General features: G+C 68.5%; 23 protein-coding genes and 1 pseudogene. 12 read left to right on the top strand and 12 right to left on the bottom strand.

Features of this window, described 5'->3' with window-relative positions; genetic code table 11:
* The first annotated feature begins 198 nt into the window (after nucleotides 1–198).
* Nucleotides 199–813 (top strand): Uma2 family endonuclease, encoded by a 615-nt coding sequence (locus AC31A1_RS21515; RefSeq protein WP_489654864.1) that lies wholly within the window; start codon nucleotides 199–201, stop codon nucleotides 811–813.
* 32 nt (nucleotides 814–845) lie between these two features.
* On the opposite strand, the gene AC31A1_RS21510 is transcribed toward AC31A1_RS21515, so the two are convergent.
* A complete protein-coding gene (locus tag AC31A1_RS21510) occupies nucleotides 846–1,688 on the bottom strand; it encodes a transglutaminase family protein (RefSeq protein ID WP_489654863.1) in 843 nt (280 codons plus the stop codon).
* 155 nt (nucleotides 1,689–1,843) lie between these two features.
* On the opposite strand from AC31A1_RS21510, the gene AC31A1_RS21505 reads away from it, so the two are divergent.
* On the top strand, nucleotides 1,844–3,052 hold the full coding sequence (locus AC31A1_RS21505; protein WP_489654862.1) for an RNA-guided endonuclease InsQ/TnpB family protein: 1,209 nt from the start codon (nucleotides 1,844–1,846) through the stop codon (nucleotides 3,050–3,052).
* A gap of 18 nt (nucleotides 3,053–3,070) precedes the next feature.
* Here AC31A1_RS21505 and AC31A1_RS21500 read toward each other — a convergent pair whose 3' ends face one another.
* Together AC31A1_RS21500 and AC31A1_RS21495 are read right to left on the bottom strand one after the other, a co-directional pair.
* Complete coding sequence (locus AC31A1_RS21500) at nucleotides 3,071–4,003, bottom strand: alpha-E domain-containing protein (protein ID WP_388110794.1); 933 nt, start codon at nucleotides 4,001–4,003, stop codon at nucleotides 3,071–3,073.
* 211 nt (nucleotides 4,004–4,214) lie between these two features.
* Entirely contained in the window at nucleotides 4,215–5,759 is a 1,545-nt protein-coding gene (locus tag AC31A1_RS21495) for a circularly permuted type 2 ATP-grasp protein (RefSeq protein WP_489654861.1), read from the bottom strand.
* 262 nt (nucleotides 5,760–6,021) lie between these two features.
* Here AC31A1_RS21495 and AC31A1_RS21490 point away from each other — a divergent pair, with 262 nt between their 5' ends.
* Nucleotides 6,022–7,083 (top strand): helix-turn-helix transcriptional regulator, encoded by a 1,062-nt coding sequence (locus tag AC31A1_RS21490; RefSeq protein ID WP_489654860.1) that lies wholly within the window; start codon nucleotides 6,022–6,024, stop codon nucleotides 7,081–7,083.
* On the opposite strand, the gene AC31A1_RS21485 is transcribed toward AC31A1_RS21490, so the two are convergent.
* Complete coding sequence (locus tag AC31A1_RS21485) at nucleotides 7,046–8,020, bottom strand: helix-turn-helix transcriptional regulator (protein WP_489654859.1); 975 nt, start codon at nucleotides 8,018–8,020, stop codon at nucleotides 7,046–7,048. The two genes, AC31A1_RS21490 and AC31A1_RS21485, sit on opposite strands and share 38 nt — an antisense overlap.
* The gene (locus AC31A1_RS21480) at nucleotides 8,017–9,054 is read right to left on the bottom strand and encodes a helix-turn-helix transcriptional regulator (protein ID WP_489654858.1); all 1,038 of its coding nucleotides are present in this window, start codon (nucleotides 9,052–9,054) and stop codon (nucleotides 8,017–8,019) included. The genes AC31A1_RS21485 and AC31A1_RS21480 overlap by 4 nt, the downstream gene beginning before the upstream one ends.
* A gap of 294 nt (nucleotides 9,055–9,348) precedes the next feature.
* Between AC31A1_RS21480 and AC31A1_RS21475 the strand changes: the two genes are divergently transcribed.
* Nucleotides 9,349–9,684, top strand: a complete 336-nt coding sequence (locus AC31A1_RS21475; protein WP_026178811.1) for a Rieske (2Fe-2S) protein — start codon at nucleotides 9,349–9,351, stop codon at nucleotides 9,682–9,684.
* Between the two features lie 140 nt (nucleotides 9,685–9,824).
* On the opposite strand, the gene AC31A1_RS21470 is transcribed toward AC31A1_RS21475, so the two are convergent.
* The gene (locus AC31A1_RS21470) at nucleotides 9,825–10,262 is read right to left on the bottom strand and encodes a pyridoxamine 5'-phosphate oxidase family protein (protein ID WP_489654857.1); all 438 of its coding nucleotides are present in this window, start codon (nucleotides 10,260–10,262) and stop codon (nucleotides 9,825–9,827) included.
* 120 nt (nucleotides 10,263–10,382) lie between these two features.
* Between AC31A1_RS21470 and clpB the strand changes: the two genes are divergently transcribed.
* Nucleotides 10,383–12,980, top strand: a complete 2,598-nt coding sequence (gene clpB / locus AC31A1_RS21465) for an ATP-dependent chaperone ClpB (RefSeq protein WP_489654856.1) — start codon at nucleotides 10,383–10,385, stop codon at nucleotides 12,978–12,980.
* A 31-nt stretch (nucleotides 12,981–13,011) separates the two neighbouring features.
* Here clpB and AC31A1_RS21460 read toward each other — a convergent pair whose 3' ends face one another.
* Nucleotides 13,012–13,470, bottom strand: a complete 459-nt coding sequence (locus AC31A1_RS21460; RefSeq protein ID WP_489654855.1) for a hypothetical protein — start codon at nucleotides 13,468–13,470, stop codon at nucleotides 13,012–13,014.
* A gap of 108 nt (nucleotides 13,471–13,578) precedes the next feature.
* On the opposite strand from AC31A1_RS21460, the gene AC31A1_RS21455 reads away from it, so the two are divergent.
* Nucleotides 13,579–14,112 carry a type III secretion system chaperone family protein gene (locus AC31A1_RS21455; protein WP_033284794.1) on the top strand — a complete coding sequence of 178 codons (534 nt, stop codon included), beginning with the start codon at nucleotides 13,579–13,581 and terminating at the stop codon, nucleotides 14,110–14,112.
* Between the two features lie 91 nt (nucleotides 14,113–14,203).
* Here the strand turns inward: AC31A1_RS21455 and AC31A1_RS21450 are convergent.
* From AC31A1_RS21450 to AC31A1_RS21430, 5 genes and pseudogenes are all read right to left on the bottom strand, one after another.
* Nucleotides 14,204–14,293, bottom strand: a pseudogene (locus AC31A1_RS21450) (aminotransferase class I/II-fold pyridoxal phosphate-dependent enzyme); the annotation flags it as partial.
* An 11-nt stretch (nucleotides 14,294–14,304) separates the two neighbouring features.
* Nucleotides 14,305–14,565 (bottom strand): Txe/YoeB family addiction module toxin, encoded by a 261-nt coding sequence (locus tag AC31A1_RS21445; RefSeq protein ID WP_328680960.1) that lies wholly within the window; start codon nucleotides 14,563–14,565, stop codon nucleotides 14,305–14,307.
* Between the two features lie 10 nt (nucleotides 14,566–14,575).
* Nucleotides 14,576–14,833 carry a type II toxin-antitoxin system Phd/YefM family antitoxin gene (locus AC31A1_RS21440; RefSeq protein ID WP_037676836.1) on the bottom strand — a complete coding sequence of 86 codons (258 nt, stop codon included), beginning with the start codon at nucleotides 14,831–14,833 and terminating at the stop codon, nucleotides 14,576–14,578.
* Between the two features lie 143 nt (nucleotides 14,834–14,976).
* Entirely contained in the window at nucleotides 14,977–16,209 is a 1,233-nt protein-coding gene (locus tag AC31A1_RS21435; protein WP_489654854.1) for a pyridoxal phosphate-dependent aminotransferase, read from the bottom strand.
* Between the two features lie 1,142 nt (nucleotides 16,210–17,351).
* Complete coding sequence (locus AC31A1_RS21430) at nucleotides 17,352–18,089, bottom strand: GntR family transcriptional regulator (RefSeq protein WP_489654853.1); 738 nt, start codon at nucleotides 18,087–18,089, stop codon at nucleotides 17,352–17,354.
* Between the two features lie 185 nt (nucleotides 18,090–18,274).
* On the opposite strand from AC31A1_RS21430, the gene AC31A1_RS21425 reads away from it, so the two are divergent.
* The 6 genes from AC31A1_RS21425 to AC31A1_RS21400 form a co-directional block, all read left to right on the top strand.
* Nucleotides 18,275–18,583 (top strand): hypothetical protein, encoded by a 309-nt coding sequence (locus tag AC31A1_RS21425; RefSeq protein ID WP_489654852.1) that lies wholly within the window; start codon nucleotides 18,275–18,277, stop codon nucleotides 18,581–18,583.
* Nucleotides 18,583–18,813, top strand: coding sequence for a hypothetical protein (locus AC31A1_RS21420; protein ID WP_489654851.1), 231 nt, complete (start codon nucleotides 18,583–18,585; stop codon nucleotides 18,811–18,813). The genes AC31A1_RS21425 and AC31A1_RS21420 overlap by 1 nt, the downstream gene beginning before the upstream one ends.
* A 47-nt stretch (nucleotides 18,814–18,860) precedes the next feature.
* On the top strand, nucleotides 18,861–20,234 hold the full coding sequence (gene repSA / locus AC31A1_RS21415; protein WP_489654865.1) for a replication initiator protein RepSA: 1,374 nt from the start codon (nucleotides 18,861–18,863) through the stop codon (nucleotides 20,232–20,234).
* Nucleotides 20,231–20,428: a helix-turn-helix transcriptional regulator gene (locus tag AC31A1_RS21410; RefSeq protein WP_489654850.1), complete on the top strand. Its 198-nt coding sequence runs from the start codon at nucleotides 20,231–20,233 to the stop codon at nucleotides 20,426–20,428. Before repSA ends, AC31A1_RS21410 begins: the two co-directional genes overlap by 4 nt.
* Nucleotides 20,428–21,693 (top strand): tyrosine-type recombinase/integrase, encoded by a 1,266-nt coding sequence (locus AC31A1_RS21405; RefSeq protein ID WP_489654849.1) that lies wholly within the window; start codon nucleotides 20,428–20,430, stop codon nucleotides 21,691–21,693. The genes AC31A1_RS21410 and AC31A1_RS21405 overlap by 1 nt, the downstream gene beginning before the upstream one ends.
* Before the next feature lie 179 nt (nucleotides 21,694–21,872).
* A partial coding sequence (locus tag AC31A1_RS21400) for a hypothetical protein (RefSeq protein WP_489654848.1) occupies nucleotides 21,873–22,109 on the top strand: 237 nt, incomplete at its 3' end.

Below are 22,109 nucleotides of genomic sequence, written 5' to 3'. Positions count from 1 at the left end.
GGGTGTGGTTCGAGCTGGGCGGCGGGGGTGGTGGATCGTTCCGGCTTCACTCGAACGGGTGAACCGGAGGTATCTCACCTGGTCAGCCGTATCGCAGTACCTACCGTGATCGCGTTGCTTGTGCCCCAAGCTCGCCCAGCCCACACTTGAGGAGGTGATGCCATCTTGACCGCTCTCGCACATGAGAGGCCCGAGACCATGTCCGAGGCCCAGGCTGAATTCCTGAACGTATCCGATCCGGAGGAGGGCCTGTGGCAGGTATGGAAGGCCATGGAACTCCCCGAGGGCTACCGCGCTGAAATCATCGAGGGAGCCATCGAGGTGTCGCCCACCGGTCGCCGTTCACACGGCCAAATCGCCAATCGCGTGCGAAGGGCCCTGGACAAGTTCCTGGACGGAGGCGAGTACGCCTGCCACCAAGATGTGAACCTGATCCACCAGCGCAAGGCGTGGATCCCGGACGCTTTCGTAGCCCCGGAGGATACGGAACCATGCGGTGACGAGGAAGACATGGGAGTGAGGGCCGACTCGGTGCACCTCGTCATTGAGGTGGTTTCCCCCGGCAAAAGCAACCAGGACCGTGACCGCATCCGCAAGCGCCGCGAATACGCCCGCGCTGGGATCCCCATGTACCTCCTCATCGACGACTACGACGGCCAAGGCGCCGTAACCCTTTTCACCGGCCCCCGCCCCGACAAGGCCGACTGGGAGGACATCCACCGCGTCCCCTACGGCACGGAGGTCGAGATCCCGGACGGCCCCGCCAAGGGCTTCGTGATCGGCGAGGCGATCACCGGCCCGAAGCGGGGCTGAGACAGGGCGCGACCCCGGCATGACCCCTGGGGCTACGCCACCCGCGTGAACTCCACCGTCACCTCCGGCGGTCCGCCCGCCACCCCCCGGTAGATCCCCTTGTGCGGGGTCACGTCGTCGTAGTCGCGCCCCCGGCCCACCACCACATGGGACTCGTCGGGACGGGTCCGGTTGGTGGGGTCGTAGCCGCACCAGTCGCCCGCCCAGTACTCGACCCAGGCGTGGCTCTGCCCGGCCACCGGGCGGTGCAGCTCCGCCTCGCTCTCGGGGTGGAGATAGCCGGAGACGTAGCGCGTGGGCAGGCCCAGTCCCCGCAGCAGGGCGATGGTGACGTGGGCGATGTCCTGGCAGACGCCGGCGCCCTGTTCCCAGGCCTCGGCGGCGGAGGTGTTCACGCCGGTGACGCCGGGCAGGTAGGACACCCGGTCGGCGACCAGCGCGGAGACCGCGACCGCCGTCCCGTGCGGATCGAGTCCCACGGCCGCCTTGCGCGCCTTCTTCAGCAGCTTCGGCGGGACCGTCGTACGGACCGTCGGGCCGGTGAACTCCAACAGGCGTGAGTTCGTGGTCCGTTCGGTCACCTCCTGCCAGGTGGGGGAGGGGCCGAGCAGCTCCGGCGGGGACGTCTCGACCAGGCTCGACGCGGTGATCGTGAGGTCCGCGTGCGGGTCCATCAGGTCGAAGCCGGTGACCTGGGTGCCCCAGTAGTCCCAGTACGACCAGGTCGGCGTCGTCGGATTGACGGTCACGCGCGCGTCCAGCGTGGTCTGGCCGGGGAGTGTCAGCGGTGTCATCCTCACCTCGTTGTGGGAGGAGACGGCCGCCTGGGCGTACGACACGCGGGTGGTGTGGCGGATGCGAAGCCTACGGGTCATCGGGATTCCTCCGTGGATACCCCGGCCTTCAGGCCGGGGAGGAAACGGACTCCTGCGGAGCAGGGCAGGGGAAGGCGATTCGCCGCCAGGGCGGATCGTCGTCTGCCACTGGCAGTCCGCAGGCAGTCACAAGCTGCCATGATAGTTTGTGACTCATGGCCACTCACGTGAAGCGGGCGTTCAAGTACCGCTTCTATCCGGACGATGTGCAGGCAGCGGAGCTGTCGCGCACGTTCGGATGCGTGCGGAAGGTCTACAACCTGGCGCTCCAGGCCCGTACCACCGCGTGGTACCAGCGGCAGGAGAGGGTCAACTACAACGCCACGTCGGCGATGCTCACCGGCTGGAAGAAGACCGAGGAACTCGCCTACCTCACCGAGGTGTCCTCGGTGCCGTTGCAGCAGTGCCTGAGGCACCTCCAGGGCGCGTTCACCAGCTTCTTCGAGGGACGGGCGCAGTACCCGCGGTTCAAGTCGCGGAAGAAGTCCCGCCGCTCGGCGGAGTACACCAGTTCGGCGTTCCGTTACCGGGACGGTCGGCTCACGCTCGCCAAGATGCGCGAGCCCCTGGACATCGTGTGGTCCCGGCCGCTGCCCGAAGGCGCGCAGCCGTCCACGGCGACCGTGTCCCAGGACGCGGCCGGAAGCTGGTTCGTGTCGCTGCTCTGCGACGACACGATCACTCCGGCCCCGGCCACCACAGCCGCTGTCGGAATCGACGCCGGGATCACGTCCCTGGTGACCCTGTCCACCGGGGAGAAGGTCACCAACCCGAAGCACGAACGCCGCGACCGGGCCCGTCTCGCGAAGGCCCAACGAGAACTGTCCCGCAAGGAGAAGGGCTCGGCAAACCGGGCCAAGGCCCGGGTGAAAGTCGCCAAGGTCCACGCCCGGATCACCGGCCGGCGCCGTGACTTCCTGCACCAGCTCACCACTCGTCTCGTCCGTGAGAACCAAACGGTCGTGATCGAGGACCTCACCGTCCGCAACATGGTCAAGAACCACACGCTCGCCCGCGCCATCTCGGACGCGGCCTGGCACGACCTGCGGATGATGCTGGAGTACAAGTGCGCCTGGTACGGGCGTGAACTCGTGGTCGTGGACCGATGGTTCCCCAGCTCGAAGCTGTGCGGGACCTGCGGCACGATCCGCGGGAAGCTGCCGTTGAACGTCCGCGAGTGGACGTGCGACTGCGGCACCGTGCATGACCGCGACGTGAACGCGGCACGCAACATTCTCGCGGCCGGGCTGGCCGTGTCTGCCTGTGGAGACGGTGTAAGACCTCAACGGGAGTCCTCCCGGACGGGGCGGTCGTCGATGAAGCAGGAACCCCAGCGGGCGACCGCTGGAATCCCCCGCCCTTAGGCGGGGGAGGAAGTCAACTCAGGCTCCTTCCTGGGCCCACTCGACGGGCCCCTGGTACGGGAAGAACAACTCCGCGACCGCCTCCGCCGAGTCCATGCAGGCGTGCTGCAAGTCCTTGAGGAGGGCGGGCAGTTGCTCTTCCAAGGCGTGCGAGTCCAGGTATTCGAGGCGGGTGCGGAGCCGGCCGATAGGGCGGCGGGCCGGGTCCTGGCGCTGGCGGCCGAGCGCCGTGAGGCACTCCTCGGCCGTCGTCAGCGCGTGCAGCGCCGAGCGCGGGAAGTCCCGGTCCAGGAGGAGGAATTCGGCCACTCTCGGGGTGTCCCCGAAACCGCCGTACACGCGCGCGTACGCCTCGTCGGCGCCCGAAGCGCTCAGCAGCGTCGGCCAGTCGGGCGCGTGCGCCGCGTCCAGCACCCGTACCGACAGCAGCCGTACGGTCATGTCCACCCGTTCAAGGCTGCGGCCGAGGACGACGAAGCGCCAGCTGTCGTCGCGGCTCATCGTGGAGTCGGCGAGGCCGAAGAACAGCGCGGCGCGTCTGCGCACGAGTTCGAGATAGGCGTAGGGGCCCGTGCGGCGGGCCGCGAGGCGTTGGTCGGCGAGGGCGTGCCAGGTGGAGTTGAGGCACTCCCACATCTCCGAGGAGACGGCTTCCCGGGCGCTGCGGGCGTTGAGGCGGGCGGCGCCGAGCGCGCCCTCGATGGAACACGTGGACCGGGCGTCGAAGGCGAGCTGGTCCAACACCTGCTGCATGTCGACGCGTTCGCCGCCCGCGTCGACCCCGAGGATCGCGTACAGCGACCGGCAGGCCACGTCCTCGTCGCGCCAGGGGTCCTCCAACAGGCGGTGCAGATAGGCGTCGAGGATGCGCCCGGTGTTGTCGGCGCGCTCGACATAACGGCCCGTCCACGTCAGGGCCTCGGCGATACGGGAGAGAATTACGTCGTTCACCGGGCCCCCACCTCACACGCCAGGTAGGGTCGACACGTGCTGAGCGAGAGCCAAGCCAGCACAGCAACCTCCATTCCATGGGGAAACCGGGCTGGTTCCAACCCGGCTGGTGTTGATCGCGTAGGACTCGACCGTTCGCTGAGCGGCCGAGCAGTGTGAGCCAGGAATTCCCCTCGCTTTCGAGGGGGAGGGTTCAATGCTGCTGCGCCCCTTATTGCTGTGCCCCTTCCGGAACGACGCCGGGGGTACCGTCGGGACCTAGCTGACGCGGCGCCACGGTCGGTGGCGCCGCGTTTCCCTGTTCCGGGGAAGGGCTTTCGGCCGGGCCCTCCGCGAGCACCCAGGTGTCCTTGGAGCCGCCGCCCTGGCTGGAGTTGACGATCAGGTTGCCCTCCTGGAGGGCGACGCGGGTGAGGCCGCCGGGCAGCACCCAGACGTCGGTGCCGTCGTTCACGGCGAACGGGCGCAGGTCGATGTGGCGCGGTGCCATGCGTTCGCCCGCGAGGGTGGGGGAGGTGGACAGCGCGACGGGGCGCTGGGCGATCCAGCCGCGTGGGTCGGCGGCGACGGCTTTGCGAGTGCGTTCGAGTGTCTTCGCGTCCGCCTTGGGCCCGATGACGATGCCCTGGCCGCCCGCGCCGTCGACGGGCTTCACGACCAGCTGGTCGATCTGGTCGAGGACCGCCTCCAACTGGCCCGGCTCGTCGGGCCGGTAGGACTCCACGTTGGGGAGAATCGGTTCCTCGGAGAGGTAGTAGCGGATGAGGTCGGGGACGTAGGTGTAGAGGAGCTTGTCGTCGGCGATCCCGTTGCCGACCGCGTTCGCGAGTGTGACGTTCCCGGCCTGGGCGGCGTTCATGATGCCGGGGCAGCCGATCACCGAGTCGGGGCGGAAGTGCAGCGGGTCGAGGAAGTCGTCGTCGAGGCGCCGGTATACGACATGGACGGGCACCTCGCCGCGCGTGGTCCGCATCCACACCCGGTTGTTGTGGCAGACGAGGTCGTGTCCCACCACCAGCTGCACGCCCATCAGCCGGGCGAGCAGGGCGTGTTCGAAGTAGGCGGCGTTCCCCGGCCCCGGGGTGAGGACCACGACCCGGGGGTCCTGGGTCCCGGCGGGCGCTGCTGCGCGCAGAGCGGCCAGCAGCCGCCCCGCGTACCCGTCGACGGGGACCACGTGCTGCTCGGCGAAGAGGGACGGGAAGATCCGCGTCATCGCTCTGCGGTTCTCGATGACGTACGAAACCCCGCTGGGGACCCGCACGTTGTCCTCCAGCACCCGCAGTTCCCCGGCCTCGTCCCGCACGAGGTCGATGCCGGCGACGTGGATGCGGACCCCGCCCGGTGGCTCGACCCCCTGCGCGGCACGATGGAAATGGGCCGAGTTGAGGAGCAGCCGCCAGGGCACGACCCCGTCCTCGAAGGCACGGCAGTGGGAGTAGGCGTCGGAGAGGTAGGCCTCCAGGGCCCGTACTCGTTGCGCCACCCCGCGCTGGATGAGGTCCCACTCCAGCGCGTCGATGATCCGGGGCACCAGGTCCAGGGGCCAGGGCCGTTCCTCGCCCGCGAAGGCGTAGGTCACGCCGCGGTCGGTGAACGCGCGGGCCATCTGGTCCGCGCGGAAGCGCAGTTCACTCGGCTCGATGGGCTGGAGTGCCGCCAGTACCGGCTCGTAGGCGGTTCTGACCTCACCCGGCCGCACAAACATCTCGTCCCACGCATCGGCCAATGCGTATGCGTCAAATATGTCCGCCATGAGGGGACGTTAAGTGCGATACGTAACACGACGATCTCTGAGTGATTTCCGGCAGCTCACGCGGAAAGTGATGCGGCGAGGGACTCGGTGCTACTGGCCGGACACCCCCCAGCTTGTTGCAAGGCGAGGCGCGGAGGCCGGGAGATAGCGGTTGATATCGGAGGTTTTCGGGGGCTGTTCGAGGGGGAGCCGTGTTGCGGAGCAGGACCGGTCCGCGCATAGTTGCGCTGCAAAGAGCCGGGAACCGGGGGTGGGATGGGCGATGGCCGGGCACGGGACGGACGAGCATCCACACGGTGCTGACCGACTCTGCGACGCCGGGGACCGTGTGTACTCCCGGGCCGTACGGCGGGGCCGCGTACCGCGCACGGACGCCGAACCGGTGCCGTGCCTGCTGGAGCTGGCCCTCCTCCACCCCGACCCCGACGACATGGACTGGCTGGTCCCGACCGCCCCGCAGGAGGTCATGACCCGGCTGCTGCGCGGGGTCTACGACGAGGTCAGCGAGAGCCACCGGCGGGTGGGTTCGGCGGTCGCCGCCTTCGAGTGGTACGCCGGTCTCGGCCGCCGTATCCAGGCGTCCGCGATGGCGTCGGCGACGCTGGAGGGCGGCGCCGCGATCCGTGTCCTGGACGGCCTCTCCCGGATCCAGGCGGCGATGGACGACGCGACGGAGGCCTGCACCAGCGAGGTCCTCACCGTCCAGCCCGGCGGCATCCGCCGCGAGCCGGAACTCACGGAGGGCCTGCACCGGGCGCTGGCCCTGCGCGCACGCGGGGTACGGATGCGCGACCTGTACACCCACGTGGCCCGGCACGGCCAAGGCCTGCTCAACTACCTGGAGTTGATGGGCGACGCCGTGGAGGCGAGGACGCTCGACGAGGTCGTCGACCGCCTGATCCTCTTCGACCGCACCGTCGCCTTCATCCCCGCCAGCGCCGACCACACGATGGCCCTGGAGCTGCGCCACCCGGCGCTGATCGACTACTTCGTCACGGTCTTCGACCGCCTGTGGCGCCTCGCGATCCCGGTCGCGGCCGCCCTGCCGGACACCGGCATCGAGGGCATCTCGCACCGCGAACAGTCCATCGCCGCCCTGCTCGCGGACGGCCACCAGGACGCGGTGATCGCGGAACGGCTCGGCATAAGCGTGCGGACGTGCCGCGCCCACATCGCCCGCCTGTCGGAGACCCTGGGCGCGGCCAGCCGTACCCAACTGGGCGTGCGCATAGCCCAAGTCGGCCTCGACGGCGCCTCGTCCCGCCTGCCGGACGTCCCCGTGCAGCTCACCCCCGTGGATCGAGAATCCCCGACTGCCCGATGAGATAGCCGAGTTGGGCCCGGCTCTCGCTGCCGAGGGTGGCGGCGAGTTTGGCTATGTGGACGCGGGCGGTGCGGATGTTCATGCCGAGGCGGTCGGCGATGACGGCGTCGGTGTGGCCCTCGACGAGGAGGCTCGCTATGGCGTGCTGGCGCTGGCTGATGCCGTTGGGGGAGAGGCGTCGGACCGCTGTGGGGTGCATCGGGGTGGCCAGGTGCCAGAGGCGGTCGAAGACGTTGACGAAGTAGTCGATCAGCGCGGGGTGGCGGACCTCCAGGGCGAGGGTGCGGTCCCTGTTGGCGGGGATGAAGGCGACCGTGCGGTCGACGACGATGAGACGGTCGGTGACCTCGTCCAGGGTGCGGGCCTCCGCGTCGCCCCGCAGTTGCTCGTAGCGGGACAGGACGAGCGGCCGGTGGCGCTGGGTGTGCTGGTAGAGGGCGCGGATGCGGCCGCCGCGGTCGAGCAGGGCCTGGTCGCGGACGAGCGCGACGGCCTGGGCCTCCTGGCTGCGGGAGGTGATGTTGGGCTGGATGGTGAGGAGCTCGCCCGTGGCGTCCGCCATGGCCTCGGTGATGGCCTGGTTGATGCGTTCCTTGTCGCCGAGGACCGTGATCACGGGGGTGCCCATGGCCGCCGTCCGGGAACCGTCGAGCTGCATCAACGGTTCGAAGACGGACTCCAGGCGCTCCTCACGCCGCCGCTCGTCCGCGATGCGCTCGGCCGATCGCCGCAGCAGCCGATGGAGTACGGACGCGGGCGCGACCGGTCGCAGGAACCGGGGGTCTTCCACGTCGGAGTGCAGCAGCCCGAGACCGGCCAGGCAGGGCGACTTGTCCGCGTCCTCGGCAGGGACCCGCCCGTCGCGCAGCGCGCGGACGTACAGCTCCAGGCCCTCCGCGCACAGGTCCTCCGCTCCGTGCGTGTGTGCCTCGGTCACGGTCGGCCTTCTCCCTCCTGCGTCGGCTGGTCCTGCTGCAGGATCCCCGACTGGGCTATGAGGAAGCCGAGCTGGGCGCGGCTGCCGCTGCCCAGGGCCGTGGCCAGCTTGGCGATGTGGGCCCGGCACGTCCGCACGTTCATGCCCAGGCGCCGGGCGATCGCCTCGTCGACGTGCCCCTCGACGAGAAGCTTGGCGATGGAGTGCTGGATGTCGGTGATGCCGTCGGCGGCGGTCTCGTAGGGGCTGCCGGCGCTCAGCGGGACCGCGCGGCTCCACATGAACTCGAAGACCTTGATCAGGTAGCTCACGAGACCCGGGTGCCGCAGCTCCAGGGCGACCTGACGGTCGTCCCGGATGGGGATGAAGGCGACCGTCTCGTCACAGATGACGAGGCGCTCGACCAGCTCGTCGATGGTGCGGTACTCCACCTTGCCGTTGGCGAACTGGTCCACGTAGGCCAGCCGCTCCGGGATGTACCGGGCGGTGTGCTGGTACAGCGTCCGGATCCGCACGCCACGGTCGGTCAGGGTCTTGTCGCGTTCCAGGCCCTCCATGATCCGGCGTTCGGGATGGCGGACGCTCGGCTGGACCGTCAGTACCTCGTTGCGGCACTGGTCCGTGGCCAGGTCGAGGGCACCGTTGATGCGGTCGAGACCCTCCAGCACGGTGATCGAGTGCTCCGGGGCCGAGCCCTGGGCGGTGAGCGTCATGAACGGCTCGAAGACCTCGGCCAGCTCCATGGATGTGCGCCTGCGCTCGGAGATCTCGCGTTCGAGCGGGTTCAGCCGCACGGACAGCGCCACCGAGGGGGGCACCGGCCGGAGCCAGTTCTCGTCGTCCGGATCGGCGTGCAGGAGGGCGAACTCCATCAAGCAGGGAGCGTTCTCCACTTCCGCGCGGGCGACGCGTCCCGTGCGCAGTGCGTTGGCGTATACGCGCCTTCCCTCCTCACACAGTTCAGCGATTGCGTGGGGATGTGTCGCTTCTGTCGGATTTGTCGTCAAATCTCCACCCCCCAGGGTCCTGAACATGCAGGAACATGATGCACTCATTGTGTGGTCATGACGTGCCTGAATGAGCCATCGTCTTATCAGACGGGGGAAGAGGGGACCTTCAAGTGAGGACGAAGCCAACTATGCGTAAGAGAATGCTTCGCTCGGTGCTTGTCGCCGCCTTCTCCGCCGTTGTGGCCTTCGGAACGCTGAGTGGCCTTTCTGGTGCGAAGAGCGACACGCGGGCGGGGGACACCCAATGGTCATCGGTGAGGGCCGACGCGGCAGTCGACGAGGCCGTGGCCACGCCCGGCGACACCCAATGGTCGTGACATGACGACGCCTCCCGACGACCGCAGCTTCCGCCGAGAGATGGCCACGGCCTACCGCTCCGGCTGGCACTTCATCGACCTGGCCACCGCCATCCCCCACAGCGGTGACTCGCTTATGGTGACCGTGTTCGGTGAGCCGGTCGTCGTGACGCGGGACGAGGACGAGGACGTACGGGCGTACCGGTGTCTGCGGCGGCCCCGGGGGGCGCCGCAGCCAGTGCGATGTGCCATCCGGTACGGAATGATCTTTGTGAATCTTGACCAGCGAGACCACCGGCTGGTGGAAACGGATGCCCCCGACGTCCAGACCATCTCAGCCACCCCCCGCAGTGCCTGACGCGATTCCCCCGTCGTAACAGATCGCTCAGGTGCTTCCCCCCGCAGCGGCGTCACCGTGACCTGAACACGGTGACGCCGCTGCAGTTTGTGCGGAATCTCCGGGTATCGGCCGATCCCGGGTGGCTGGAAATCGGCGCTTCAGCTTTTCCCCGGCGCCTTCCCCACCGCCTTCCCCATCGCCCGCGTGAGCTCGATCTCGATCACCACCCGGGACGGGTTCGGCGACGGCACCCGCTCGTAACGCTCCGCGTACCGGCGCTCCGCCTCGGCGACCCGGTCGCGTTCGACGCGTACGAAGGCCCGGCCCTCCAGCGTCGCCCAGCGCCGCCCGTCCACCTGGCACACGGCGACCCGTGCCCCCTGGGGGCCGGCGGCCAGGACGTTCGCCACCTTCGTGCTCGACTTGTTCGCGATGACCCGAGCGAGCCGCGCCTCCGGGTCGTATGTCACTCCGACGGGGACGACGTGCGGGCTGCCGTCTGGGCGGAGGGTGGTGAGGGTGCACAGGTGCCGTTCCCGCCAGAAGCTGAGATACGACGGGTCGGGATCGCCCGGGTCGACCGGGTAGGTGGTCATGGCCCGGAACTTAGTCCCTCGATCCGTCCCGCCACTGCCTTGAGTGGAATAGACTCAACTTTGTGCACGTTGACCCTGTCATTCCGTGCACGAAGGTCGTAGGAGGAGGAGTACCGGAACGTGGACGCCGAGCTGACCAACAGGAGCCGGGACGCGATCAACGCGGCCAGCAACCGTGCCGTGACCGGGGGGCACGCGGATCTGACCCCGGCGCATCTGCTGCTCTCCCTGCTCGAAGGGCAGGACAACGAGAACATCACCGACCTGCTGGCGGCCGTCGACGCGGACCAGGCCGCCGTACGGTCCGGGGCCGAGCGGGTGCTCGGCTCGCTGCCGAGTGTGACCGGGTCGACCGTCGCGCCGCCGCAGCCCAGCCGCGAGCTGCTCGCGGTGATCGCGGACGCGGGTGAGCGCGCGAAGGAGCTCGGGGACGACTACCTCTCGACCGAGCACCTGCTGATCGGTATCGCCGCGAAGGGCGGCGCGGCCGGGGACGTACTCTCCCAGCAGGGGGCCAGTGCGAAGAAGCTGCTGGACGCGTTCCAGAAGAGCAGGGGAGGGCGCCGGGTGACCACACCCGACCCCGAGGGGCAGTACAAGGCGCTGGAGAAGTTCGGTACGGACTTCACGGCCGCCGCGCGCGAGGGCAAGCTCGATCCCGTCATCGGGCGGGACCAGGAGATCCGGCGGGTCGTCCAGGTGCTGTCCCGCCGCACGAAGAACAACCCCGTGCTGATCGGCGAGCCCGGCGTCGGCAAGACCGCCGTCGTCGAGGGGCTGGCGCAGCGGATCGTCAAGGGGGACGTGCCGGAGTCCCTCAAGAACAAGCGGCTGGTCGCGCTGGACCTGGGTGCGATGGTCGCGGGGGCGAAGTACCGGGGCGAGTTCGAGGAGCGGCTCAAGACCGTCCTCGCGGAGATCAAGGACTCCGACGGCCAGATCATCACCTTCATCGACGAGCTGCACACCGTCGTGGGCGCGGGCGCCGGCGGCGACTCAGCGATGGACGCCGGCAACATGCTGAAGCCGATGCTCGCCCGCGGCGAACTGCGCATGGTCGGCGCGACCACCCTCGACGAGTACCGCGAACGCATCGAGAAGGACCCGGCGTTGGAGCGCCGCTTCCAGCAGGTGCTGGTCGCGGAGCCGAGCGTCGAGGACACGATCGCGATCCTGCGCGGACTCAAGGGCCGCTACGAGGCGCACCACAAGGTCGTCATCGCGGACAGCGCACTGGTGGCGGCCGCGACCCTCTCCGACCGCTACATCACCTCCCGCTTCCTCCCGGACAAGGCGATCGACCTCGTCGACGAGGCGGCGTCCCGCCTGCGCATGGAGATCGACTCCTCCCCCGTCGAGATCGACGAACTCCAGCGCTCCGTCGACCGGTTGAAGATGGAGGAGCTGGCACTCGACAAGGAGACGGACGCCGCCTCCATCGAGCGGCTGGAGAAGCTGCGCCGCGACCTCGCCGACCGCGAGGAGGAGCTGCGCGGCCTCAACGCCCGCTGGGAGAAGGAGAAGCAGTCCCTCAACCGCGTCGGCGAGCTGAAGGAGAAGCTCGACGAACTCCGCGGCCAGGCCGAACGCGCCCAGCGCGACGGCGACTTCGACACCGCGTCCAAGCTGCTCTACGGCGAGATCCCTTCCCTGGAAAGGGACTTGGAGGAGGCCTCCCAGGCTGAGGAGGAAGCTTCCAAGGACACGATGGTCAAGGAGGAGGTCGGCCCCGACGACATCGCGGACGTCGTCGGCTCCTGGACCGGCATTCCCGCAGGCCGTCTCCTGGAGGGCGAGACGCAGAAACTCCTGCGCATGGAGGAGGAGTTGGGCCGCCGCCTCATCGGCCAGCGAGAGGCCGTACAGGCGGTCTCCGACGCCGTACGGCGCACCCGCGCGGGCATCGCGGACCCGGACCGCCCCACCGGCTCGTTCCTCTTCCTGGGCCCGACGGGCGTGGGCAAGACCGAACTGGCCAAGGCGCTCGCGGACTTCCTCTTCGACGACGAGCGGGCGATGGTCCGCATCGACATGTCGGAGTACGGCGAGAAGCACAGCGTGGCCCGGCTGGTCGGCGCCCCGCCCGGATACGTCGGCTACGAGGAGGGCGGCCAGCTCACCGAGGCGGTGCGCAGGCGGCCGTACTCGGTGATCCTGCTCGACGAGGTCGAGAAGGCGCACCCCGAGGTCTTCGACGTCCTGCTCCAGGTGCTGGACGACGGCCGGCTGACGGACGGTCAGGGCCGCACGGTCGACTTCCGCAACACGATCCTGATCCTCACCTCGAACCTGGGCAGCAACTTCCTGATCGACCAGACCACGGGCGAGGACGAGAAGAAGGAACAGGTCCTTCAGGTGGTCCGGGCGTCCTTCAAGCCGGAGTTCCTGAACCGGCTGGACGACCTGGTCGTCTTCTCGGCGCTCGACAGGGAGGAACTGGGCCGCATCGCCGCGCTCCAGATCGGCCGCCTCGCCAAGCGCCTCGCGGAACGCCGCCTCACCCTGGAGATCAGCGACGAGGCCCTGACCTGGCTCGCGGACAACGGCAACGACCCGGCGTACGGGGCGCGCCCGCTGCGGCGGCTCGTCCAGACGGCGATCGGCGACCGGCTCGCCAAGGAGATCCTGGCGGGCGAGGTCAAGGACGGGGACACGGTGCGGGTGGACGCGTTCGGGGACGGGCTGATCGTGGGGCCGGCCACCGGAAAGACGCTGTGACGCCCGGTGTTCGGCTCGTGACGTCCGGCGTTCAGTAGGAACTCGCGTCGAAGGTGACGAGGGCGGTGTCCCCGGCGGACCCGCCCTCGTAGCGCACGCTCACCGTCACGTCGTAGGCGTCGGCCGTGTGCGGGCCGTGGACGACGCGGACGCACAGGTCGTCGTCCGCCTCGCAGGGGATGCTCGCGCCGTCCGGGAACGACTCGGTCAGCCATCCCCGTACCGCCGCGCGCGGCATGCGGAAGGTGCCGTCGTACGCCTGGCCCTGCCAGGTGTACGAGGTGCAGGCCTCGTCCCGGGTGTCCTCGGGCAGGGTGGCGCCGGAGAAGTCCATGGCCTCGGCGCAGCCGACGGTACCGACGGTGCCGGGAGGGTCGTCACTGGAGGCGGCGTAGAGCGTCGCCCGCACGAACCACCAGCCCGCCCCCACCACGAGGACCAGGCAGATCGACCACAACCCCCACAGCAGCCACCGCATCCCCCTCCGCATGTGCATGACCGTATCCGGTCAGCCCGTGGCGGACAGGTCCGTCAGGGGTTGCCACCCCCCTCCCCGCATGGGGGAGGATGGCGGAATCCGTACGAAGGGAAATACACGGTGAGCATCGACCCGTCCTCGATTCCGAACTTCGGGGGCCAGCCCGAGCCGAACCCCCAAGGACCGGCGGGCCCCGTCGTCCCGGATCAGGACCTCGTGAAGCAGCTCCTCGACCAGATGGAGCTGAAGTATGTCGTCGACGACGAGGGTGACCTCGCGGCGCCGTGGGAGCAGTTCCGTACGTACTTCATGTTCCGCGGTGAGGACGACCAGCTGGTCTTCTCGGTGCGGACGTTCTACGACCGTCCGCACGACATCGACGTCAAGCCGCAGCTGCTGGAGTCGATCGACGACTGGAACCGCCGCACCCTGTGGCCCAAGGTCTACACCCACACCCATGACGACGGCACCGTCCGCCTCATCGGTGAGGCGCAGATGCTGATCGGCACCGGCGTCGACCTGAACCACTTCGTGTCCTCGACGGTCAGCTGGGTGCGCGCGGCGATCGAGTTCGACCGCTGGCTCGTCGAGCAGCTCGGCCTCACCGAGGAAGTCGACGAGGCCGTCGAGAAGCCTGAGGACGACGAGGAGTAGTCCTCGTCAGTACCGCTCAGTCCCGTATGACTTGCGTGAATGTACCGGCGCCCGTCCACAGCCTGTGGACGGGCGCCGGTCGTTACGCCTCTCAGCCGGCCGGCTTCTTCAGCCGTTCCGCCGCGTCCTCCAGCACACCCGCCCGCTTGCAGAACGCGAACCGTACGAAGGGCGCGCCCTCCCCTGGCCCTGTCAGCTTTCGTAGTGGTAGCGGCACTGTGCGATCAGGACGCCGTCCTCGGTGGCCTTGTAGATCAGCCGGTGCTCGTCGTTGATGCGGCGCGACCAGTAGCCCTGGAATCCGTGCTTGAGGGGTTCCGGTTTGCCGATGCCCTCGTTGCCGTTCCGGGTGATGTCCGCGATGAGCGCGTTGATGCGCTTAAGGATCTTCCGGTCCTGAAGCTGCCACCACAGGTAGTCCTCCCAGGCGCGGGAGGAGAAGGTGATCTTCAACTCGCGGCCCTTACTCGTCGGTTGCCAGCTCGCGCACGGTGCCGCCGCCGTTTTCCAGCTCGTCGATGGACGCGAGCAGGCGCCGGGCGTTGGCCGGACTGCGCAGCAGGTACGCCGTCTCCTTCAGGGACTCGTAGTCCTCAAGGGAGACGATGACGACCGGCTCATGTCCGGCCCGGGTGATGACGACCTCTTCGCGGTCGTCGGTGACGGAGTTGAGCACCTCGGCGTACCGCGCGCGCGACTCGGAATACGTCATGGTCTTCACAATCGACCTTCCTTCCACGTACAGAATATTGTACGTTCACCCCTGTCGGTGCGGCAAGCGCCGAAATGACGGCCTTCGGCGCGAAAGTGCCGGGCAGGCGAGGCGGCGGGGGACACGTCGACCAGTCCCGCGCAGGACGACGGTCAGCCCGCGAATGCCTTGCGGAGCCGCCCCACCGCCTCCTCCAGCACGCTGGTCTTCTTGCAGAACGCGAACCGTACGAAGGGCGCGCCCGCCTCCCGGTGGTCGTAGAAGACCGCGTTCGGGATGGCGACGACACCGGCGAGTTCCGGCAGGGCGCGGCAGAAGGCGAAGCCGTCACCGTTTTTGGACAGCTCTGCGCCGAGGGGGCGGATGTCGGTGGTGATGAAGTACGTGCCCGCCGGGCGGAAGACCTCGAAGCCCGCCTCCGTCAGGCCCGTCGCCAGGACGTCCCGCTTGGCCAGCATGTCCGCGCGGAAGGCGTCGAAGTACGCGTCGGCGAGGGACAGCGCCTCCGCCACCGCGTACTGGAACGGGCCCGACGCCACATACGTCAGGAACTGCTTCGCCGACCGTACGGCCGTCACCAGCGCCGGTGTCCCCGTCACCCAGCCGACCTTCCAGCCCGTGAACGAGAACGTCTTGCCCGCCGAACCGATCGACACCGTCCGCTCCCGCATCCCCGGGAACGTCACCAGCGGAATGTGCTCGGCCTCGTCGAACACCAGGTGCTCGTACACCTCGTCGGTGATCACCAACAGATCGCGTTCCACGGCGAGTTCGGCGATGGCGGCGAGTTCCTCGCGGGTGAGGACGGTGCCGGTCGGGTTGTGCGGGGTATTGATCAGGAGGAGGCGGGTGCGGTCGGTGACGGCGGCGCGCAGCTCGTCCAGGTCCAGCCGGAAGTGTCGATGTGCGACTCCGTCGCGGGGGCCTTCCGAGGGGCGCAGGGTGACCGGCACGCGCGTGCCGCCCGCCATCGCGATGCAGGCCGCGTAGGAGTCGTAGTACGGCTCGAACGCGACGACCTCGTCGCCGGGCTCCACCAGGGCCAGCAGGGCCGCGGCGATCGCCTCCGTCGCGCCGGCCGTGACCAGGACCTCGGCGTCGGGGTCGTAGGAGAGGCCGTAGCGGCGCTGCTGGTGGGCGGCGATCGCGGTGCGGAGTTCGGGGACGCCGGGGCCCGGCGGGTACTGGTTGCCGCGTCCGTCGCGCAGTGCGCGGACCGCCGCCTCGCGGATCTCCTCGGGGCCGTCCGTGTCGGGGAAACCCTGGCCGAGGTTGATCGACCCGGTCTTCAGGGCCAGGGCGGACATCTCGGCGAAGATCGTCGTCCCGAACTCGGCGAGCCGGCGGTTGAGGAGGGGGCGTGCGGTGGAGGTCATGCCGGTCATCCTGCGCCCAAGCTCTGGAGTTCCTCAACTCACGTTCACGGGTCGGGACCTGCGGCGACATCCCGCGTACCCCCTCTGAGCAGCACCGGAGCCGTCGTCGTCTGTCGTCGTTGGTCGTTGTCGGCTGCCTTCGGACGGCCCACAGACGGCCCAGACGTGGACGCTCGCCGTGTACCCCATCGCTCCGGCACCCTCCCTTAACTCGACCTGCCCGTACGGGAGTTGGGCTCTATCGGTGTTTCACGTGAAACCAACCACTTCGTGATCGTGTGCACGGGTCGGGGGAGAGAGTTTGAGGTCTGGTGATCTGTGGGGCGAGAGCACGAAAGGGGGCTATTACACTTGATCCAATGGAGAGGGTCATTGATCCTCACCGTGCGAAGCAGGCACTCGGCCCCCTTTCTTGCTCTCGGAGGGGCCCCGCAGATCAGCAGACCTTAAAGTCTCGGAGCGACCACCCCAGCCAGCCACGGTCCCGCCCGCCACGGCCCGCAGCGTCCAACGAAGCTCCCAGCCGTCGCGCACCTGCTTTTGGGTTCAAAGCGTCTGTTGGCCCGTGCCTGATCATGCAAGTGGACCTGTGGGCAATGCCGTCTTCCCCCAAGGTCGGGCCTGATGGTGTGGGTCATGGGCGGGGAATCAGGCTCGGTCCGGCGCATCGGCCCTTGGCGGGGTCGGAGTGTGAAGCGTGATCACCCCGGGGCAACGATGGTGGCGCGGGGCCGGGGCCGGGGCGGCGCGGTGCCGAAGGCATGGAGCGCAGCCCCGAGCCCCGAGCCCGCGCCGGCCCGCAGTGCGGGCCGGTGGGGTGTGATCTACGCAGCGACGGCCGAAAGCCAGCAGGGTCAGCGCGACCGGATGGCCGAAGGGCCAAGAGCCCCTCGCCGATGTCCCGTGCTGCTGTTGGGCCTGCGACCCAAGGGGGTTGAGGCGGGAGTCCTGAGGGGTGTGTGCAGCGTGGGAGTGCTGAGGAACCTTACGGTTGCTGTCGTGTCCTGTTCTCCCAAGTGTGCGACGGCTGGGAGCTTCGTTGGACGCTGCGGGCCGTGGTGAGAGGGTCCCCGTCCCCGCCCAACGGGCGGGGCTTGATGAGGTAGAGAAACCTGTAACCGGCTCAGGACTGTGCGGCGCACGACCTGCGCCTACTCAAGGTCATAGTCGGCTGCAAGCTCGCGGTCCGGCCCCATGAAGTCGCGGGCGTACTCGGTGACTTGTCCGTACTGGTCCCAGTAGGTGTTAGCCATGCTCAGTACCAGGCTTCCGGCCTCAAGATCCAGCAGAGAGGCTACGTCTTCCGGTACAGGCCGAATCGAAACGACGTCGCGCCGCTTCACCGCTCGGCGTCCGGTCCGGTCCTCGATCAGCCCGAAGGTCATTTTCGGTAGAGGGCCCGTAGACGTGAGTTCTGGAGCGGCTTCGCCCAACTCCCCAGGCAGCCATGACGTGGAGAGTGCGATCACTCCCTCTTCGTCTAGGTAGCGTCGGCGCCGTTGGACTACCGAATTCCCTTCGTCGATCCCAAGGGCATCAGCCACTTCCGCGTTCGCCGGCACCACGTCGGCGCTCACGATCTCGACTCGTTCGCCCGGCCGGAAGCCGCTTCCCGTAGTCCGCTGGAGCTGGAGCCGATCAGGGCCAGTTGTGATCTTGCTGGGCATGCGCGCCACCGTTCCAATCCCTTGGATGGTCTCTGCATACCCCTCTGCCCGCAGTACCGCCGCGACTCGCGTAGCCGTGGCGACCGACACACCCTCGTCGCGAACGATGTCTCGGACAGACGGGATTCGGTCCCCCGGATGAAGCTCGCCGCGCTCAATCTGCCCTTTGATCTGCGCGGCAATGCGCTGGTAGGGCGGCAAGGCGGGCATCGTTCCGGACATGTCTTCAGCTCCTGTTCTAAAGCACTTCAGTACACCCTCTTGACGGTGAAGGTGCTCTAGAACACTATAGAGCTGTACCCGCTGCTTCGACAGGGTGGGAATCAGCACATGTCATTCGCCGGGGGCGGCGCTCCTACCGCCAAGCAGATTCGCCGCCCCCACGTCCCGTGAAGGGAAGTTCCATCATGCCTGAGTGCGCCGTGTCGCCGCTCCTCATGGTCGACGTGTGGTCGGCCGCGTATGACGAGCGTGTGCCGTGCCGTGACGACGAGAACCTCGACTCGGACGTGTGCGCGGACTGCAACGGCCTGGGCCGCGTCGTGGACGAGGACGGGTCGCTGTCCGGCAAGGTCGGCCTGATCGTCTCGTGCATCTGTGTCGAGATCGCCGAGACCTACCCGGTCACGATCGGCCCCGAGGACGAGCCGATGCCCGGCTACCGCGCCCAGACCTTCACCCCCGCGCCTTCGGTCCTGAAGGCGGTGGCCGCGTAATGGGTCTGTTCGGACGGGGCCGTGACCCCGAGGTGGAAGGCCTGAAGATCGAACAGGCCAAGCTCCAGGCCGCTGAGAACCGCAGGGTTCGGGAGTACCACGAGCGCTCGGAGCCGTATCTCTCCTTCTCCCCGAACGGCCCTCGGCCGCGCGGCGAGGCCGACCCGAACGCGGTTCCTTCGGGTCCCTCGTGCTCCTCGGCCAGCACCCCCAAGGGCAGGCGCCGGTGACCGTGTTTCCCGTTTCCCCGGAGGCCGTGGCTGGTGTCGCGGCCTCCATGGGCACCGACCCGATCACCCTCGCTGATCTGCTGAGGGTGGCCAACTCGCCGGGCTTCGACCGCTGGCAAGAGCAAGTCCACAGCACGGGCGGCTGCGCGCACCCGATCCGTCTCCAGGGCCAGACCGTCACCCGTGACGCCAAGACCGGTGATGTCCTCTACTCCTACAGCACGGAGGGTGAACCGGGCGGCATGCTCCGGGTCGCCTGCGGAAACCGCCGTGCCTCGCGCTGTCCCTCGTGCGCCTGGACCTACGCGGGGGACACCTACCACCTGATCCGGGCCGGGATCACCGGAGACATCAACAAGGGCGTCTCGACGGTCGTGCGGGATCACCCCCGCGTCTTCGCCACCCTCACGGCGCCCTCGTTCGGGCCCGTGCATAACCGGCCTGCCTCCGGCCGCTGCCGCTGCGGGAGCTCCCACGCTGAGGACGATCCGGCGCTCGGTACGGCGCTGGCTCCGGAGCGGTACGACTACGCGGGGGCGGTGCTGTTCAACAACTTCGCCGGGGACCTGTGGCGCCGGTTCACGATCTACCTGCGCCGTGAGATCGCCGCGCATGCGGGCCTGACTCAGGCGGCCCTGAAGGAGGTGTGCCGGGTCTCCTTCGGGAAGGTCGCGGAGTTCCAGAAGCGCGGTGCGGTGCACTTCCACGCGGTGGTGCGGCTGGATGGTCCGGACGGGCCCGACACGTCCCCGCCGGCCTGGGCCACGGTCGCTCTCCTGGACGCTGCGATCCGTGCCGCTGCCGGGCGTGTGTCGGTGCCGGTGCCCGCCTCCGGGGACTTCCCCGCCCGCACGCTGCGGTGGGGCTCACAGGTCGACGTCCAGGCCATCGGCGCCCTGGGCGATGAGGAGTTGACCGAACAGGCGGTGGCCTCGTACGTGGCCAAGTACGCCACGAAGGCGGCGGAGACCACGGGCACGGTCGACCGCAGGATCGGGGAGCTGTCCGAACTCGACAAGCTCCCGCTGCCCGGCCACACACGGCGCCTGATCGAAGCGTGCTGGGACCTGGACGACTCCTACCCGGAACGGATGCTCGCGCACTGGGCCCACATGCTCGGCTTCCGCGGGCACTTCTCCACCAAGTCCCGCCAGTACTCGACCACCCTGGGCGCCCTCCGGCAGGTGCGTGCCGAATACCGCGCCCGGCAGGAACGCCGCGAACGGGGCCTGCCCGAGGTCGACGACTCGGAGGGCTCCACGTTGGTCCTCGCGCACTGGATCTACGCGGGACAGGGTCACACGCCCGGCGAGTCCTGGTTCGCGGCCTCGATCGCCAAGGGCATCCGCGAGAACCGAGAGATCGCACGCGAAGCCCTGCAAGAACAACTCGCCTGGGAGGACTGGGAGGTGTGCGCATGAGTCTGCCGTTGCCTGATCAGTACCTGACCCCGGAAGACCTCGTGACGCTGCTGCGCCTGCCCAGTGTCGAGACGGTCTACCAGTGGCGCCGGAAGGGGATCGGACCGCGAGGCTTCCGCGTCGGTCGCTACGTGCGTTTTGACCCTGAGGACGTACGGGCCTGGGTTGAGTCCCTGATGGAAGGGGCTGCCTGATGGCCGGACACGTCCAAGACCGTTGGTACAAGGCCGAGGTCGGGCCGGATGGCAAGTCGGTCAAGGTCAAGTCCGAGCGCTACGGCACGGGCATGCGCTATCGAGCCCGGTACGTCGGACCCGATGGCAGCGAGAAGTCCAAGAGCTTCCCCGATGGCAAGAAGCGCATCGCTGAGAAGTGGCTCAGTGCCGTTGAGACGGACATGACGCGGGGTCAGTACACCGATCCCAAGTCCATGCAGACCACGTTCCGGCAGTACGCGGAGAAGTGGCTGGACAGCAAGACGTCCAGTCCGATGACCCGGAAGGAGCTTGGCCGGCGCCTGCGCCTGCACGTCTACCCGGTGCTCGGCTCTCGGCCGATCGGGACCTTCCGCCCGGAGCACATCAGGGAACTCGTCTCTGCTCTGGAAGCGAAGCCGAGCGTGGGCCCTTCCTACGCCCGGAACATCTTCGCGGATGTTCAGGCGGTCCTGTCCGCCGCTGTCGACGACACGCTGTTGTCGCGCAACCCGTGCGGCGCGCGGACCGTACGGAGGCCCAAGTCTGAGGCGCATCCGGTGATCCCGTGGGCGCCTGCTCAGGTGTTCGCCGTTCGAGCGGCGCTTCTAGATCGGTACCAAGCGATGGTTGATGTCGGCGCCGGGTGCGGTCTGCGCCAGGGTGAGGTGTTCGGACTGGGCGAGGACGCCATGGACGTTGACGGGCGCACGCTCCATGTGGTCCGGCAGATCAAGCACGTGGAAGGTCATCCGGTGTTCGCGCTCCCCAAAGGCGGCAAGAAGCGGGACGTGCCGTTGCCCGACTCCGTGGCGGGAGCCCTCCGGGCGCACATGGATGCTTACAAGCCCGTCGAGATCGCGTTGCCGTGGGATGTGCCGGAGGGGCGGAAGGTGTCTGCCCGGCTGATCTTTACGGCTGGGCAAGGGGGCATGGTGTGGCGGAGCAACTTCAACGGCAAGGAGTGGAAACCCGCTCTCGCGGCGGCGGGCCTCATCCCGTCGGAAGCGGATGAGAACGGCAAGTACGAGGCGGCTCGCGAGCACGGCATGCATGCTCTCCGGCACTTCTACGCTTCCGCGCTGCTGGATGCCGGCGAGAGCATCAAGGCCGTGAGCGAGTACATGGGGCATGCCGACCCGGCGCTGACGCTGCGGGTCTACGCTCATCTCATGCCCGAAAGTCGTGAGCGCGCTCGGCGAGCCATCGACGCCGTGTTTCAGCGCACCCCTGAGGGAGATCACGGCCCAGAGACGGCCCAGTGAGCTTTGGACGGCCCCTGATCTGCCCACTTGTGCAGGTCAGGGGCCGTTTCCGTTTGAGAACCCTCTGAAGTTCCTCAACTCTGCTTTGGCAGGTGAGACAGCCGGGCATCCCTGCTTCACGCACCAACCGGGGCGCCCACGGGGGGCCGCTTCGGGGGAACTGGAAGGAGGGTGACGTCATGTTCTTCTTCGTCATCCTGGCGGTGATCGCAGTCGCCTTCATCGGAATGATCGTCCGCGCGGGGCGCAGGGACAGGCTCAGCAAGGGATCGGGCCGCCGCAGCGGGCTCTACGGCGGGAGCGCCGCCGGTACGAGCAGCAGCTGGTGGGCCGGAGACGGGGGTTCGTCGTCCTCGGGCGGGCACTCCGGCGGGCACCACGGGGGCCACCACTCCTGTGGCGGCGGGCACTCGTCC

The sequence above is a fragment of the Streptomyces sp. P5F9 genome, assembly GCF_057961495.1.
The sequence above is the reverse complement of the archived record's forward strand: the minus strand, read 5'-3'. Positions and strand labels throughout refer to the sequence as shown.

Excerpts from the sequence above, each read along its gene's own strand:
- AC31A1_RS21515 (WP_489654864.1), top strand. The coding sequence starts at position 199 with ATGTCCGAGGCCCAGGCTGAATTCCTGAACGTATCCGATCCGGAGGAG.
- AC31A1_RS21510 (WP_489654863.1), bottom strand. The coding sequence starts at position 1,688 with ATGACCCGTAGGCTTCGCATCCGCCACACCACCCGCGTGTCGTACGCC.
- AC31A1_RS21505 (WP_489654862.1), top strand. The coding sequence starts at position 1,844 with ATGGCCACTCACGTGAAGCGGGCGTTCAAGTACCGCTTCTATCCGGAC.
- AC31A1_RS21495 (WP_489654861.1), bottom strand. The coding sequence starts at position 5,759 with ATGGCGGACATATTTGACGCATACGCATTGGCCGATGCGTGGGACGAG.
- AC31A1_RS21490 (WP_489654860.1), top strand. The coding sequence starts at position 6,022 with ATGGCCGGGCACGGGACGGACGAGCATCCACACGGTGCTGACCGACTC.
- AC31A1_RS21480 (WP_489654858.1), bottom strand. The coding sequence starts at position 9,054 with ATGTTCAGGACCCTGGGGGGTGGAGATTTGACGACAAATCCGACAGAA.
- AC31A1_RS21475 (WP_026178811.1), top strand. The coding sequence starts at position 9,349 with ATGACGACGCCTCCCGACGACCGCAGCTTCCGCCGAGAGATGGCCACG.
- AC31A1_RS21470 (WP_489654857.1), bottom strand. The coding sequence starts at position 10,262 with ATGACCACCTACCCGGTCGACCCGGGCGATCCCGACCCGTCGTATCTC.
- AC31A1_RS21460 (WP_489654855.1), bottom strand. The coding sequence starts at position 13,470 with ATGCGGAGGGGGATGCGGTGGCTGCTGTGGGGGTTGTGGTCGATCTGC.
- AC31A1_RS21435 (WP_489654854.1), bottom strand. The coding sequence starts at position 16,209 with ATGACCGGCATGACCTCCACCGCACGCCCCCTCCTCAACCGCCGGCTC.
- AC31A1_RS21430 (WP_489654853.1), bottom strand. The coding sequence starts at position 18,089 with ATGTCCGGAACGATGCCCGCCTTGCCGCCCTACCAGCGCATTGCCGCG.
- AC31A1_RS21425 (WP_489654852.1), top strand. The coding sequence starts at position 18,275 with ATGCCTGAGTGCGCCGTGTCGCCGCTCCTCATGGTCGACGTGTGGTCG.
- AC31A1_RS21420 (WP_489654851.1), top strand. The coding sequence starts at position 18,583 with ATGGGTCTGTTCGGACGGGGCCGTGACCCCGAGGTGGAAGGCCTGAAG.
- repSA (WP_489654865.1), top strand. The coding sequence starts at position 18,861 with ATGGGCACCGACCCGATCACCCTCGCTGATCTGCTGAGGGTGGCCAAC.
- AC31A1_RS21410 (WP_489654850.1), top strand. The coding sequence starts at position 20,231 with ATGAGTCTGCCGTTGCCTGATCAGTACCTGACCCCGGAAGACCTCGTG.
- AC31A1_RS21405 (WP_489654849.1), top strand. The coding sequence starts at position 20,428 with ATGGCCGGACACGTCCAAGACCGTTGGTACAAGGCCGAGGTCGGGCCG.